Raw genomic sequence first — 14,856 nt, 5'->3', positions numbered from 1 at the left:
ACGCTGGCGGGTTCGGTTCGAGCTTTGCTAAGGCCCACTCATGCGATGAGACTGCAGGAATGGGGCACCCGGCTGCCGGAGAGGATGAGTCGTTTGCTGGCCGGTCGCATCCAAGTTGCGAATGGATTCGAGAGAGGACGACATGAAGAAGGGTTATTGGGTGGTCTCGTACCATACGGTTGGTGACGAGGCGATGATGAAGAGCTATGTGGAGTTGGCTGGAGCGGCGCTGGCTCCGTTTGGGGCGCGTGTCCTGGTGTCGCCGAAGAGTGAGGTCACGGCTTTGGAGGCCGGGTTGAAGCAGATGACGGTGGTGGTGGAGTTTGACAGCTACGCGGATGCATTGGCGGCGTATGAGACCGCGGATTATAAGAAGGCTCTGGCTGTGCTTGGGCCGGGCGTGAAGAGAGACTTCCGGATTGCTGAAGGAGCCTGATCGGACGGTCCTGTTTGAGGATGCTGCGAAGGTTCGAGCTTCGCTCGAATGCCCACATCTCAGAATCGAGATATGGGGCACCCGGCTTGATGGTTTTTCCGATTCGCTGAGGTGAGGCGGTTCGAGCTTTCTGCATCCCACCCTTCGCAGAGTCGCGAAGGATGGGGCACCGGGCTTCGGGAGTACTCTCTGAGCCGGGTTTAGTTTTGTGGGCTGGATGGGGACGGGGTGGCGTCCTCGTCGTGATGGCCATGGTGGAAGATCTTGCCGATGCCGCGGCCTGTGCCCTTGGCAACTTTGCCGGTGCCTTTGGCTGCGCCGACGCCGACGTCCTTTCCGGCGACGCCTGCACCCTTGCCGACGTTGCCTGCGGCGTCGACGGGGTGAAGGGTGACGAGGTCGCCGGCGCCTTTGCCGACACCTTCGGCTGCGGCTCCGGTTCCCTTAGCGGTGCCCTTGCCGATGTCGCCGGCTCCGCTGCCTACGTCACCGCCGGGGCTGCGGGGTTGGGGCTGAGTTTGAGTCTGGGTGGGCGTGGTTTGGGTGTTTTGGGCAGAGGCGCTCTGGGTGTGGGTGACGAAGGCCAGGGTGAGGAGCGCGATGAATAGAGTGGGGAATGCGTGGCGCACGGATGGACCCTCCTGCTTGATTTAGATGCGTTCGGGAGGGCGTAGGAAGCGGGTTGCGCAGGAGGGTTCGGGCTTCGCTCGAATTTCACATTCCTGTGGTGAGGCTATAGGAATGAACTCCGCGAATGTGTGGGCTTTGGTGTGTGGGATAGCCGGCACGAAAGAAGGCGATTCCGTCGTTGCGCCTTCGGCTTCACTCCAGCCTTCGGCAGAGTGGAACCCACTCATCGCAAGAGCCCAGCACCCGGCTGGCGAAGATGGGACGCTATTTTTTAGATCTGAGCGTCTCGCTCCTGAAGCTGGAGGGTTAGTTTGGTCATGTCCATGGAGTTCCAGCCTTCTGTCATGATGCCGTCGCGGCAGGTGATGAAAGAGGCGCCGGGCAGGGTTGCGGTTTTGCCAGTGGCGGGAAAGCCGAGGCCGTCGCCGGTGTGCTTCATGGTGGCGGTCCAGCGTATGGCGACGAGATCTCCTTCGGCGACGAGGTCGTCGATGGTGATGTGAATGTCTCCGAAGGCGCTATGGAACTGGCGGTGGATGGTCTTGAAGGCTTCCGGGCCGATGAGAACGGAGTGGGGCTGGGGAAAGCCGTAGCCTTTGCCTTGTGGGTGAAAGAGTTCGTCGATGGTGGATTCTTTGCCCTGGTTCCAGACTTCTTCGAACCAGCGTTGTGCAAGGGCCTTGTTGGCGGCTAAGGACATCGTGACACCTCGGTGCTGGAAAGACTAGCACGGGGATGAGTTGGGGGCCATGAATGCGGTTCGAGCTTCGCTCGAAGGCCACTCATGCGATGAAACTGCATGAATGGGCACCCGCCTAAAGGTCGAAGAAACTTTCGTTGGCATCAGCAGGTGTGCCCTTGAAAACATCTCGATGAAATTTGTAGATTCCACCGTAGGTCTGGACCGTCTCGTCAACCCATGGAGAGTGGTGCCGACCATAACGCGTCTTGACATCGTTAGAATCTGCGCAGCGTTAAGTTCTCGAACTATCTTTTCATCGGCGAATTCCGTAATTGCTGCATTGTGGGAGATTCTAATGACGCGATGATGAGAAATTGGCAGAAACCATTCGGCCATCGGCTTACTGATGCCTTCTCCGTAGCTTACTTTTCCGAAGCGATCTTTGGTGATTGAGACAATCGGGGTATCCGAGATAACAAAGCTTTCATCAGCCTTACAACGAATGGCGGACCACCTAAGATCGACTAATTTTGAAGCGAGGGCCCCTGTTGCCCTGTCGATGTCGTTCACGTATCGCGATTGGACGGCGGTTTCGGTCAACATTTCTTCAGTACTACGCAAGAGCGCAGCTTTGACCTCGGCCATCGCGACCGGTTTACGGGCAACAACGCTAATTTTCGCGGTATACCCACGAAGCCGTGTTGGATCTGCTGCAATCGAACTATATTCAGAAAGCATTCCGCTCATCAGAGACTCGTTGCCGCTACGTAGAGCAAGAGTTCGATGAAAAATGTGAGATACATAACGAGCGGTTATCTCTCGGATCTCTCTGCTGTCGAAAATGTGAAGATTAGCATCTATTGAAGGCAAAATTCTGTTGAAGGGCGCTTCATATTCACTATTGAATCTTTCATCAACTTCCTGTTCGCTCTCGCCGTTACTTGCCCCAGCGAAATAACCACGCTCGACACATTCGCCGTCCAAATTCTTAGACGTTCTTGCGGCACGCCCCTTCTCGTACACCCAGAGCGCACGGCCCACCCTTGAACTCTTGTCCTTGAAGGTGAAGCGTTCAAGCAGATGCCGCGTTGGTGCATGATGTGATCGAATGTTAGCCCTCTAACTTGCTTATCGTCCCGAGTCGACGTGTGCGCCCGTGTTCACCCACTGGCCCTCTCGCTTGTGAAAGACCTCGGTCGAGCGGCAGTTGAGAGATTCGCGCTTGCCGTCGCTCTCCATCGTGATGCGTACGAGGGAGTAGAGGACGGCGACGTCTCCGAACTCCTGGATCTCGGTCTTCGGGAAGTCCAAGGAGACGAGTTTGCCGTGATGTTCCGCGAAGTGCTGAGCTCCGGCCAGGAACTCTGCTTTGTCCTGCCAGTGTTCCTCTCCAGGATTGATCGTCAGGAAGTCTTCCCCGATCAGCTTCTTCAATTGCTTTTGATCGTTGTCGAAGTAGCTGTTCCACACGAGCAGGCGAACAGTGAGCAACTCGTTGCGCTCGCTCTCGGTCGGCTTGGTGTGGGTTTGACCGTTGCCTGACATTTGACCTGACAAGGGAAGCACACCCAACGCAAAGATCGCGACTGCGCAGAAGAGGACCTTCGTGAGTTTCAAGTGATCATCTCCTACCGGATATCTGGCTCGTGTAACCGTTAGGGATACTGTCGCAATCAGTATCCCTAACGCGTCTGTGGGGGTGATGTTTAAAGTGAACGTTTTGCTTCGTTGGATTCAACAACTTGCGATGCGATGCGAGCGTCTGCCTTCGATGATTGTAAATATCCAGATTGAATGAAAGCGAACTGCTACTCCTATCCTCTGCCCAACAGAGGATGAAAGCGGCGGACCATCTCATTCGTCGGCTAATCGTCAACAATTCATCTTTATTGAAAAGTCACTTGCCAAATCTTTCGGGATAGGAGTATTTTTCATTGGCGCAAGTTAATCTTCACTATTGAAAATCTAAAAGTGAGGACTGACACGCGCAACTATTCGCAATGGGAGATCCGAATGCTGAGAAAACCGCTTTTCTGGATGCAAACTATCGTGAAATCTCGCCTCTTACTTGCCACAGCGCTCATAGCCTGCGTAACCGGAACTCACGCGCAGGTGAATGGAGTGGGCCAACGACCGTATCTCGGCTGGAGCACCTATAGCCAACAGACAATCACTCCCACCCAGACCTTCCTCACCCAGGACAGCATCATCGCGCAGTCCGACGCTCTGCGGCAGTCCGGCCTCCAGCCGCACGGATACATTTATATCAACGTCGATGCCGGCTGGACCGGTGCTTCAGACGCCTATGGCCGTACGCTGTTCGACACGACACGCTTCCCCGACGTCGTCGCGATGATCCAGCATATTCATGCCAACGGGCAGAAGTTCGGCATGTACCTGAACCCTGGCGTCGGCACCGATCAGGTAGCAGCAAATAAGCCAATCCTAGGTACCCCTTACCACCTCCAGGACATCATCGTGAAGCCGGCGACCATCGCCAACGCATTCGGCGGAGGCGACAAGATCGACTACACCAAGCCCGGAGCGCAGGAGTACATCAACTCCATCGTCGACCTCTATGCCTCGTGGGGTGCGGACTTCATAAAACTCGACGCTGTTACGCCAGGCTCCTATAACGACAACACCAACATTGACAATCGCCCCGACGTAGCTGCATTTTCAAAGGCAATTGCGCAGAACAGACGGCCAATCTGGCTGACAATATCCTGGGCGCTCGATCAGGATTACATCGCAGACTGGCAGGCGACCAGTAACTCCCGGCGCATCGAAGGCGACGTGGAGTGCGAGGGAGATTGCCCGTTTCTGACAGAGTGGAATCGCATCCAAGTCCGCTTTCTCGATCTTCCCAGTTGGGAATCGGCCGCGGGACCGACCCTGGGATGGAACGATCTTGACTCCCTTGAGATCGGTAACGACGCGACCGATGGCATCACTCCCCAGGAGCAGCAGACGTCGATGAGCTTCTGGGCTATGGCCAACGCACCGCTCTACATCGGGGGCGACCTGACGAAGATGTCAGCGACAGGTAAGAAGATTCTGGGCAACGACGAGGTGATAGCTGTCGACCAGTCGGGCCATCCCGCGCAACAGATCCGCGCAGGCTTCACGCCAATCTGGGCTTCGAATCTGGGCAATGGCGAATATTACGTCGCTCTCTTCAACCTGAACGCCGCACCTACTCGCGTGACCCTGCCCTGGAGCAATCTTGGCTTCGCCGCCACGCTTACCACGCGAGACCTGTGGAGCCACACAGAACTCGGATCCTCGCTGCTTGAATACTCGGCCATTCTCCCGGGCCATGGCGTTCGCCTGCTAAAGGTACGTAGTGTATTCAACGTCCCTCCATCTAAGTCCACCAGCTATGAGGCTTATCTGGCCACGCTCACCGGTTCGGCCCAGGTCGCCGATTGTCCCTTGTGCTCGGAGGGCAAGAAGGTTGGTTACATCGGTCTCGGCCCGAACAACAACGTTTTCTTCGACGACGTAAAGGTCGATCGCGACGGCGTCTACAACATGGAAGTCGATTCGGCTACGCTGGGCACCCGCTCTTACATCATCAACGTCAACGGAGGCCCCGCAATCACGCTCAACTCCAGCGGTGGAAGCGGCAACATTCCTTCCAAGCTGACCATTCCCGTGAAGTTGAAAAAAGGCGACAACAGCATCGAGTTCGGCAACCCGATCAGTTATCCTCCCGATCTCGACCGTATCGTGATCAGTGGAAACGGAACCGCGTCGTATCCTGAGACGCAGACCTACGAAGCGGAACTGGCAACGCTCGGTGGCTCTGCAAGCGCAGGGTTCAACGGCAATGCCTCCGGGCTGGCCAAGGCCGGAAACATCGGCGGAGGGGTCGGAAACAGTGTGACCTTCTCTGATGTCGAGGTGCAATCCGCTGGCACCTACAATCTTGAAATCGACTATTTCACGCAAGGGCCACGATCGTTCTTCGTCACCATAAACGATCAGCCAGCCAAAGAGCTCGACCTCAATGGATACAGCTTTGGCACGCCGACGAGCACTGTTATCCAGGTACAGCTTACGGCTGGCAAGAATCAGATCGTGTTCGATAACCCGTCGAACTACGCACCCGATTTGGACTCAATCACCATTTCGCCGCTAACCTTCTAGTTGGTATAAAACGTTTCGGGCCTCTTCGTAAATAGAAGAGGCCTTTTTTTCGCTTAATGCTTCGTCGTTTTACGAAGTGGACGGCCTGTCGATTGACGAACGATAAGTTCAACAGGAATGTAGAGCTGTCTGCCGGAACCGCCTCGCCCGAGGCGCATCTCCTCTAAAGCTCCGTGACAGCTTTGGGCGATGAGCTTGCGAGAAACGCTCATGGTTGTCAGACTCGGCGATACCAGGTCATCCAGTTCGATGCCATCGAACCCGACTACCGAGACCTCACCTGGGACAGAGATGTTCAGTGTACGTGCCGCCCGAAGAGCTCCCAGCGCAGTCAAATCATTGACTCCAATGACTGCAGTTGGCCTGTCGGCCAGGAGCATAAGGTTGCGCAACTCACGATCTCCTCCGTCAGCACGATAGTTTCCATGGCGGACATACTCATGGCGGACTGTAATTCCGTGCATCTTTAGCGAGGCTTGAAAGGCATCCAATCTCAACTTCGAGATCATGAGCCCCGGCGAACCGCCGATGAAAGCGATCTTTTGGTGTCCAAGGTCTTTCAAATAACCGACCGCTTGCCTCATTCCCTCCTCATGCATCAAACTCACGTCACTGAAGCTTGGGCCGGTTCGACGGCTATCAATGGCCACCGTAGGAACCTTGCGAAGCGTCAGCAATTGATAGGGCTCCAGTTCGTCGAGCGATGGTAGAACCACAACGCCGTCGACAAGTCTCATTAGCAATTGACGGACCGACGTAAGAGCCCCACCAACACTGGCCTCTGCGTTCGCCAGCAGAACAACCTGCCCGTTGGCTGAGGCTAGCGCCTCAAATTCCCGAAGAAATTCTGAAAAGAATGGATTGGTCAGGTCCGGAACGATGACACCGATAGCATGACTCTGCCCATACTTTAATGTGCGCGCCGAGATGTTTGGGACAAAATTAAGTTTCGCTACGGCGCGTCGCACCACGAGCGCGGTCTCCTCTGTCACCAGCGAAGAGCCGTCCAAGGCGCGCGAGACCGTGGCTACTGATACTCCTGCGTGGCTTGCCACATCACGCATTGTCGCAGGCTTTTTAGGACCTGATTTCTCGGCCTTCTGGCGCATGGATTCCGTCTCCGCGACTGCGAAATCTGTCCTGAAACTTCAAATTCGCCACGATCAATCTCCCGCTCAGTCTACGCGATTGTCGAGAGCACCCGACGGAAACATCTGTCAGGAACGGTTTGCGAGGTTGACACACTTCAAAGCGCCGCTATATTGTGAGTTTGCTTGTAACCGGATACATTTTGAAGTGTAAAACAGTCGTCAAGGTGACTGACCTAAATGCTTTGACTGCACCTGGGGGGGTCGCAGACCTCTTTGAGAGCCTCCATGATTCTGAAGCTGAATCGAATTTCCGCGGCATCATTTGTCTTCTCTCTTGTTCTCGCGTGCGCGGTAGGCAATTGCATTCGCGCGGAGAGCTCAAACATGTCCTACGCGAAGACTGTAGCGGTGAACGTCGATTCTAAAACGGGCGAGATCACTCTGCGATGGAGGGATGGAAGCGAGTTAGATGGGCTCACGTCAAATGTAACTCTGACTGATGGACGTCTGCTTACCACTGACGCGTACACAAGGCACAAAGTCATTAACGGCGCTCATGAGATCACGATCGAACATACTAAGCTCGGGCTGCCCACCCTGATTCAGCGTGTTTATATCTCAGCCGGAAGGCCGTGGGTAGAGATCCAAGCTGAACTCGATGCCTCGACCACCCCTGTTGCGACTAATCGCTTCGTCGCCGTGCGAGTACAGGGAGAAGGAGCATTTCAGATGGTGCACCAGGACGTACTGCGTGTACTCCACGTACCGTATGACAATGATATGTGGTTTCGCTTCAACGCTGCAGCTCTACAGCAACCCGATCAAATTATCACAAGCAACGAGGTAACGACGATCTACGACAACACAAGCCGTCGCGGCTTTGTTTTCGGATCGTTGACGCACGATGTCTGGAAGACCTCGTTGACTATGCACGCACAGAGCGGGTCGCTGAAAGACATCGAGGTCTTCGGCGGTTTGCAGGGGCAGCTCGGCGAACGGAGCGATACGCATGACTTTGTCGCTCATGGCGTCGTGAGCGGCAATAAGGTGCTGTCTCCCCGCGTGATGGTGGGAGAGTTCAGTGACTGGCGCAGTGGCATGGAAGCTTACGGCAAACGGAACGCCGAACTGCATCCGCCGCTCGCCTGGGCCGGTCCGCGCCCATTGGGCTGGAATAGTTGGGCCGCATACGCCGACAAGATCAATCGCCAACGCTACATCGCTTCCGCACAGTTCGTACGCGACAAGCTAAGCCCTGAAGGATTTTCGCGGAAGGTGGTCTACATCAACTTCGATGCTTTTTGGTCTAGTCTCGACGGGGTTGCTCTCGAAGACGCGATGGCCACTGTGAAATCGATGAGATCGAACGACGGCACCGTCTTCGAACCAGGCATCTATTGGACTCCATTCGCTGCCTGGGGCGGCGATCTCGACGCATTCGTAGAGGGCACGAATGGAAAGTACCGGTATCGCGACATTCTGCTTAAAGGGCCTGACGGCGCATTTTTGCCGACCGTTGACGGTGGCAAACCTATTGATCCGACCGCGCCGGGCACACGTCTGCGGACGCAGTTCTATATCGACACGCTCGCGAAGATGGGCTTCAAGTATCTCAAGCTAGACTTTCTCAGCCACGGCGCACTGGAAGGCAAACACGCTGATCCCGCGATTCAGACCGGAACCGAGGCCTATAACCTGGGCATGCAGGACGTTTTGAAGGCGAACGCCGGGCGCATGTTCTTGAGCCTTTCCATCGCCCCGCTGTTCCCTTCCGGCTATGGCCACGCAAGGCGACTCTCATGCGATACCAAAGGTCACATCAGCGGCAAAGATCAATCCACAGAATATATGTTGAATGCGTTGACGTATGCCTGGTGGACGGACGAAAGTCTGTACATTATCGATCCCGACCACATCCCATTAGGGACCAAGGCCGATGAGGGCGCACGCAATCTCGTGGAAGCTCGAAGCCGCCTTCTATCGACGATCGTCAGCGGAGGCATGATTTTGGATAGCACGCGGCTGGCGGACGATCCTGAGGGGCAAGCAATGGCGTTGCAGGTATATAACAATCGCGCTCTCATGAAGGTAGGCGATGAAGGGAAGGTCTTTCGCCCCGTCGAAGGCGACACAGGGGATGCTGCCGCAGGAGTCTTCGCGCGATCATCCGCACACGGTTATTACATTGCCGTGTTCAATTACGACGACAAGGAGACGCACACCATCCAAGTGAATCTCAATCGCATCGATCCCGAATTCAAGGGCTCTGTTGCACGCGATGTCGCCTCCGGCGCCTCCGCTCCGGTGTCAGGAAGCGACATTCCAGTCGTTCTGACACCCTCCGAGTCGCGCCTGATTGAGGTATCCGGCCCGAGCGAGAGGATACGAGGTGAGAGCAGAGGCGCGAAGAACAAGGTGAGATGAGCATGGAACGCGAGTGGAGTAGAGAGATGTTCCGTATGTCGTGTGAGCGAGCGATCAGCCGTCGCGAGTTCTTGCGCTCAGCCGCGGGCACGGGCACTGCTGCAGCGATCTTCTTTGCATCGCCATTGCGAGCGGCAGCCCTTCCTCCTGCACCGAAGACAATCGTTGTGACCTTTGGTGGCGGAGCCCGAGATGAAGAGACGTTCGCTCCAGAAGGTCAACGTTACATTCCCCGTTTGCTGGAAGAACTTGCACCGCAGGCGACGTTCTACACACAGGTGGTCAATCGTGGGATCCTAGGCCATTATGTCGCCAACGCGGGCCTTGCAACCGGTTGTTACGAAACCTTCGACAACTTCATGCCGATCGCACCGAGCAACCCGACGATCTTTGAATACTACAGACAGGATCGGCAACGACCAGCATCGGACGTTTGGGTGATTGCTCCCAGCAACGGCTTTGACCACATTGGCGAGAGCAATCACAGGCTTTATGGCCGCGGGCTCGGTGCAACGGTTGTGCTGCCCAAGCAACTGCTCACCCTCGCCAACCACCACGCCGTCACCGACTATGACCAGCTCCTTCGGGACAACTACGAGTCGCCTATCGCTTCACCACTTACAGCGAAACGCCAGGATTCGCTGCATGGAATGGCGGAGTTGATGAAGCTTTCGATGGATGATTTCCTGGCACATGCGCGCAAATCGCAAAGCCCGGATGAGTTGTCGCTGTATATCGCGCAGCACGTGATGCAAACGGTAGCGCCTAGCCTGCTTTGGATCACCCTGCATGACATAGACATTGCCCATTCCGGGGCCTTCTCGCTTTACACCGAAGCGATCACCCGCACCGATCGCATCTGCGCGGACCTGTGGAAGACTGTTCAGTGCAGCCCCGAGTACGCGCGCAAAACGAATCTGTTCATACTGCCGGACTTCGGTCGTGACTCGGACATGAGCCCCGGTGGCAATGGGTTCCAGCACCACCGTACAGGCGACGCACTCTCTCGTACCACCTGGCTTATGGCAATGGGCCCGAACATTCGTCAGAACGTCACAGTCGACCGGCCCGTACAGTCCGTGGACCTGGTGCCTACGCTCGCACATCTGCTTGGCTGCAACGCGCGATTCAGCCGCGGGAACCTGCTGACAGAGGTTTTATGATCTCCTCGTCAGCTTCGCTCCAATCGTCCGACTTCGCGCAATACCCGCCACAGGCGCGTGATCTTGCTCAACGATATCTGCCCACGTTGACTAGCTTGCCGGTTGCCTTCCTCGCCGTGTTTCTTCGAGAGCTGATGGGCTATGACTGGCAGTTCCCAGTCGAGCGCGCTGAGTCAGAGGCGCAGCTGCATACGTTACGAAAGAGGAGCGAGCGTCCCGACCTTCAGCAGACTTTGGCTCGTTTCGAAGCTCTTCCGATCGCCCCATGTTTTCACCGCATTGGATGGGCCGCGCAGCCTTCGCGCGCGGTGGAAGAGATGACAGCATTTCTATGGAGCGCGGAGGCCATGGATGCCTTTCATGTAGCCGGAGCAGCTTACGGCGATCAACTCGCGCAGATCCGTATGCAGCAGGGGAAGGTCCGGGATCGACTTTCTATCGTTATTGTCGGCCGGGATGCTCCCGTCGAACAAGATTTGTTTCGTCATCTGCGTCCGCATGGAACCTGCTTCGAAAATGTCCGTGCTACGGGCGGCCTGAAGGCAGTCATGTCGCTTCTGGAGAAGCGTGCACAGGCTGACCCTGTTCCTTATGCCCACTGGTACGTGGACGGTGGAGAGACGGAAGATATGCGCGCTCTAACGGGTGTTATCTCCATCTCTTACGGAAGCCTCGCGCCAACGCGGCGCAACTTGCTTCAATATATGGTTACTGCACGCTCGTTAGGCTCGGTTGGTCCGGAAGAGCTGCGCAGCAGGATGATGCAGATGGTGCCGACACAACTCGGCAATTCGCCGGGGGGTTCAGACGAAGTCCTTCGTCACTTCGAACTAAGTATCTTGACGGAAGGGGCCGGCACACAGATCTTCAGCACGACGTTCGTCCAGTGGACGGCCCGCGAGTTGCTGCGACGTGCACGTCCGGACACGCTGGTTCTGCGATATGCCCCGCGGCAGGCAGAACGGCCGATGAATGAGTTGATTTCGGTCGAAGATGGCGAACAGGAGCTGGACCCGCGCGGATCGCTGGTTGACGCTGAGATGGGCGCCTACTACACCTGGATCAACCTGAACCGGCTGCAGGGTGAGGAAAACTGCCGGTTCATTGCGTGGCACGAGTCAGGTACAACGGCAATCGTGGTATCTCCTACTCTTGCGAAAGGGACGGTTTCGACACAGTCCTGCGATGTCGAGCAACTTCTTCGTTGGTCGTTGGGATAAACCACCGAACGATCTTTTCCGAAAGCCGCCTCACTTCCGCAGGGCCGCGCGAATCGTTTCGGCGGCCTGATCACCCATGAAGACCGCGCCTGCGGGTCCAAAATGTACTGTGTCCTCGTAGGTGTCCAGATGCCTCATCATGAGCGCGTGCTGGTCATCAATCGTGATCCCAGCCGAAGAGAACAACGCGAGGGCAATCCGGTTCCGCTCGTTGATTCGCTCATTCGTGGCGCCATTGAAAGCTTGGATCTGCACGGGCGTGATCGTCGCCCAGATCATTGCATGATGATTCGAAGCGATCTGCTCAACGCTGTGCAGCAGATCAGGCAACGCAGCCTTGTACTGCGCCTCTGTGTAGTCCCATCCATGCATACCGTTGTTGAAATGAACCACTTGGAAAACGACATGCTCCATGGCTGCGAACTCCTCAATTTGTCGCGGAAGTCGCGGATCCCCCACTGAGGTGGAGACGGCCATGAGATAGACATTCGCGGCCCCTTTCAAGTCCTTCGTAACTTCAGGAAAGTAGTTACGCGTGATGGAATCTCCGAGCAGCAGCACGTTTGGAAGAGCCGGATCTGCGCGCAGTGGCCGCACCTCCCACGTCCACTCAATCTCTTCCGGAATGGAAGTCTGTCTCTGACCCTGGGCAAGCAGCGTCGCTCCGGCGAGCAACGCTGCTATCGCAATGGACCAGTAAATAGCTTTGCGGTTGCCATTATGAGTCAGGTTGCGCAGACGCGTGGATACGTGCAAATCATCCTCCTGATGATGACTGCTCTTAACTTAGCGCACGAGCGCTCATGATTACTTCGTGCGGGTCAAGGTGAATGCCAGCGCCTGAAAATCGCCGCGGAGTTTGAGATCAAGCCCATGATTCATCCAGTACGAGCCGGAAGCGGCGGTGGGCGTTCCGTCGCCAACGTCTCCGGCGATCATGGATAGGGTGTAGGTTGCGTTCTCTTCGAGTCCGCGGAGCTGAAGGAGCGGAAATGGATAAAGCTCGCGGCTGGAATGAAGGAAGGCAAACGTGACAGCTTGTTTGCCATCACGTGCAACAGTCTCCGTGACGGACTGCTCGCTGTTGTTCTCCGGAGTAATCAGCCGGTAGAGAGAACCGCGTTGAACCGTTTCACGAATGGACTTGTATGCAGCGACCATCTTCCGGGCCTCGTCCAGGTCTTCGCGCGTCCATTTGTTCAGGTTGGCTCCGATGCCGAGCGACCCCTGCATGGACGACAGGAAGCGATACTCGAGTGAGAGTGACCGACTGTTCACCCAGGTGGGTGAGTCCGTCACCCACGCCATCATGACTCCGGGCGAGTACGCATAGGTGAAGCCGTTCTGGATGAGCAGCCGGTCGAAAGCATCGGTGTTGTCAGAAGGCCAGACTTCATCGGTGTAGCGCATGACACCTAGATCAACACGGCTACCACCACCGGAGCAGGACTCGATCTCCACATTCGGATGCTTCTGCCGCAGCTCGGCGAGGATGGTGTAGAAGTTATTGGTGAAGTCGACGTAGACGTTCTTCTCTGTGTCGGGCGCAACCGCCGGCCAGCCGGGTTCGGACCAGTTACGGTTGTAGTCCCACTTGAGAAAGGCAATGTCGTTCTGTGTGAGCAACTTGTCGAGAAAACTGTAGATATACGCCCGCACATCGGGACTGGCCAGATTCAACACCAGCTGGTTGCGTCCCTCGGTCCGCGGACGATCTGGGAAGTTCAATACCCAGTCAGGATGATTGCGGTAAAGATCGCTGTTTGGGTTCACCATTTCAGGCTCAACCCACAGACCGAAGTCCATGCCTAGCGAGTGCATCTTATCGATGAGCGGCTTGAGACCGTGAGGGAACTTTTGCGGGTTCACATACCAGTCGCCAAGGCCCGCATGGTCATCCTTGCGCTCACCGAACCATCCGTCATCCATCACAAAGCGTTCGACACCGATGCTTGCCGCTTTTTCGGCGAGCGCCATCTGGTCAGCCTCGTTTACGTCAAAGCCGGTTGCCTCCCACGAGTTGTAGAGAACCGGCCGCAGTTTTGGCTTGGGATGATGAGGCAAGATTGAGTCGATTTCATACCGATGCAGCAGCCGCGACGCACCACCGATGCCATCGTTGGTGTAGCCTCCGTAGAAGTCCGGCGTGGTGAGCTTTTCGTGAGGCTTCAACAGATAGCTGAAGTCGAAGGCATTTGGGCCGCCGGTAACACGCACTTGTTGGAGTTGATCCTGCTCCACAGATATCTGCCACGACCCACTCCAACCGAGCGCCCCGAACCATACCTCACCTTGATCTTGACCGCCGGTGCCTTCGCTCTCACGGTCGATAGCGAACCACGGGTTGTTTTGTGCGCCGGTCGTGCCACGGCGGCTCTCCAGCACGGTTTTACCCGGTTCGATGTGTCGCTCCTGCACGTTCCATTCGCCCGCCCAGCGGCCGGTGAGATAGCGAAGCCGATAGTCTGTGCCACGCGGAAGACTCCATGTGCCTGCTGCAATTTGCTCCACCGTGAACGGAGCGTCGGTGCGATTCTCTACCGTTGCGGAGCGGCGAAGGATTCCTGTCTCGCCATCCGCCTGGTAGGTAAGCATGACGTATACATCGCGTGAGACGTCCTTCATCATGATGGAGAGGCTATCTCCGTCGATGCGATGCGAGACATACTTTAATGCAAGGTCCCGGTTGCCGTCCGGAAAGGTGACCTTCAGGTCCGGGTCGACATAGAGCCCACCTCCCCAGCCCACATACTCCTGTGGAGTGACCGTCACGGGAAGGTCGAAGGATGAAGCCGCAGGCGTACTGTGTGCAGCAGCAAAGTGATCGCTTGCAGTGAGATGCTTGCCCCAATACAGGTTCTGGAGCCCCTTTACTTCGTTAATACCGAACACATAGGTGCTGTCAGCGGCATCGATGCGAAACACACCAGAGGTGGAATCGAATTGGATGGTAGCCGGCGTGGTTTGGGCGCTCACGTTGACGCAAGGAGATAGGGCCAGTGCCAGAGCGGCGATACGTACCCGGAGAACCGAAATGGCAGTGCAACAATTCATGAAT

Annotated in this window: 12 protein-coding genes; 5 read left to right on the top strand and 7 right to left on the bottom strand. The window is 56.2% G+C overall.

From position 1 onward, the window contains the following. The first annotated feature begins 142 nt into the window (after positions 1 to 142). The gene (locus tag HDF12_RS05215; RefSeq protein ID WP_179581533.1) at positions 143 to 436 is read left to right on the top strand and encodes a DUF1330 domain-containing protein; all 294 of its coding nucleotides are present in this window, start codon (positions 143 to 145) and stop codon (positions 434 to 436) included. Between the two features lie 200 nt (positions 437 to 636). Here the strand turns inward: HDF12_RS05215 and HDF12_RS05210 are convergent, their stop codons facing one another. From HDF12_RS05210 to HDF12_RS05195, 4 genes are all read right to left on the bottom strand, one after another. After that, positions 637 to 1,065 carry a hypothetical protein gene (locus HDF12_RS05210; protein WP_179581532.1) on the bottom strand — a complete coding sequence of 143 codons (429 nt, stop codon included), beginning with the start codon at positions 1,063 to 1,065 and terminating at the stop codon, positions 637 to 639. Between the two features lie 272 nt (positions 1,066 to 1,337). Continuing rightward, a complete protein-coding gene (locus tag HDF12_RS05205; protein ID WP_179581531.1) occupies positions 1,338 to 1,766 on the bottom strand; it encodes an ester cyclase in 429 nt (142 codons plus the stop codon). A 24-nt stretch (positions 1,767 to 1,790) separates the two neighbouring features. Further along, positions 1,791 to 2,858 (bottom strand): DUF4238 domain-containing protein, encoded by a 1,068-nt coding sequence (locus HDF12_RS05200; RefSeq protein WP_179583371.1) that lies wholly within the window; start codon positions 2,856 to 2,858, stop codon positions 1,791 to 1,793. An 18-nt stretch (positions 2,859 to 2,876) separates the two neighbouring features. Continuing rightward, the gene (locus HDF12_RS05195; protein WP_179581530.1) at positions 2,877 to 3,365 is read right to left on the bottom strand and encodes a nuclear transport factor 2 family protein; all 489 of its coding nucleotides are present in this window, start codon (positions 3,363 to 3,365) and stop codon (positions 2,877 to 2,879) included. A gap of 396 nt (positions 3,366 to 3,761) precedes the next feature. On the opposite strand from HDF12_RS05195, the gene HDF12_RS05190 reads away from it, so the two are divergent. Continuing rightward, on the top strand, positions 3,762 to 5,900 hold the full coding sequence (locus HDF12_RS05190) for an alpha-galactosidase D (RefSeq protein ID WP_257025357.1): 2,139 nt from the start codon (positions 3,762 to 3,764) through the stop codon (positions 5,898 to 5,900). Positions 5,901 to 5,953: 53 nt separating this feature from the next. Here HDF12_RS05190 and HDF12_RS05185 read toward each other — a convergent pair whose 3' ends face one another. Next, positions 5,954 to 7,009 (bottom strand): LacI family DNA-binding transcriptional regulator, encoded by a 1,056-nt coding sequence (locus tag HDF12_RS05185; protein ID WP_179581529.1) that lies wholly within the window; start codon positions 7,007 to 7,009, stop codon positions 5,954 to 5,956. A gap of 366 nt (positions 7,010 to 7,375) precedes the next feature. On the opposite strand from HDF12_RS05185, the gene HDF12_RS05180 reads away from it, so the two are divergent. Genes HDF12_RS05180 through HDF12_RS05170 form a run of 3 tightly spaced genes read left to right on the top strand, consistent with a single transcriptional unit; the run spans position 7,376 to position 11,798 of the window. Next, positions 7,376 to 9,415, top strand: a complete 2,040-nt coding sequence (locus HDF12_RS05180; RefSeq protein ID WP_179581528.1) for an alpha-galactosidase — start codon at positions 7,376 to 7,378, stop codon at positions 9,413 to 9,415. Further along, positions 9,412 to 10,578: an alkaline phosphatase family protein gene (locus HDF12_RS05175; protein WP_218892301.1), complete on the top strand. Its 1,167-nt coding sequence runs from the start codon at positions 9,412 to 9,414 to the stop codon at positions 10,576 to 10,578. Before HDF12_RS05180 ends, HDF12_RS05175 begins: the two co-directional genes overlap by 4 nt. Then, entirely contained in the window at positions 10,575 to 11,798 is a 1,224-nt protein-coding gene (locus tag HDF12_RS05170; RefSeq protein ID WP_179581527.1) for a hypothetical protein, read from the top strand. The genes HDF12_RS05175 and HDF12_RS05170 overlap by 4 nt, the downstream gene beginning before the upstream one ends. A 30-nt stretch (positions 11,799 to 11,828) precedes the next feature. Here the strand turns inward: HDF12_RS05170 and HDF12_RS05165 are convergent, their stop codons facing one another. Continuing rightward, complete coding sequence (locus HDF12_RS05165) at positions 11,829 to 12,554, bottom strand: SGNH/GDSL hydrolase family protein (protein ID WP_179581526.1); 726 nt, start codon at positions 12,552 to 12,554, stop codon at positions 11,829 to 11,831. Positions 12,555 to 12,605: 51 nt separating this feature from the next. Further along, the gene (locus HDF12_RS05160; RefSeq protein ID WP_179581525.1) at positions 12,606 to 14,852 is read right to left on the bottom strand and encodes an alpha-galactosidase; all 2,247 of its coding nucleotides are present in this window, start codon (positions 14,850 to 14,852) and stop codon (positions 12,606 to 12,608) included. Between the last annotated feature and the right edge of the window lie 4 nt (positions 14,853 to 14,856).

The organism is Tunturiibacter gelidiferens (genome assembly GCF_013410115.1).
Classification (GTDB): Bacteria; Acidobacteriota; Terriglobia; order Terriglobales; family Acidobacteriaceae; genus Edaphobacter; species Edaphobacter gelidiferens.
The sequence above is the reverse complement of the archived record's forward strand: the minus strand, read 5'-3'. Positions and strand labels throughout refer to the sequence as shown.

What these genes read in the sequence shown, in the direction of transcription:
- HDF12_RS05215 (WP_179581533.1), top strand. Translation starts at nt 143, where the DNA reads ATGAAGAAGGGTTATTGGGTGGTCTCGTACCATACGGTTGGTGACGAG.
- HDF12_RS05190 (WP_257025357.1), top strand. Translation starts at nt 3,762, where the DNA reads ATGCTGAGAAAACCGCTTTTCTGGATGCAAACTATCGTGAAATCTCGC.
- HDF12_RS05205 (WP_179581531.1), bottom strand. Translation starts at nt 1,766, where the DNA reads ATGTCCTTAGCCGCCAACAAGGCCCTTGCACAACGCTGGTTCGAAGAA.
- HDF12_RS05160 (WP_179581525.1), bottom strand. Translation starts at nt 14,852, where the DNA reads ATGAATTGTTGCACTGCCATTTCGGTTCTCCGGGTACGTATCGCCGCT.
- HDF12_RS05180 (WP_179581528.1), top strand. Translation starts at nt 7,376, where the DNA reads ATGTCCTACGCGAAGACTGTAGCGGTGAACGTCGATTCTAAAACGGGC.
- HDF12_RS05175 (WP_218892301.1), top strand. Translation starts at nt 9,412, where the DNA reads ATGAGCATGGAACGCGAGTGGAGTAGAGAGATGTTCCGTATGTCGTGT.
- HDF12_RS05170 (WP_179581527.1), top strand. Translation starts at nt 10,575, where the DNA reads ATGATCTCCTCGTCAGCTTCGCTCCAATCGTCCGACTTCGCGCAATAC.
- HDF12_RS05185 (WP_179581529.1), bottom strand. Translation starts at nt 7,009, where the DNA reads ATGCGCCAGAAGGCCGAGAAATCAGGTCCTAAAAAGCCTGCGACAATG.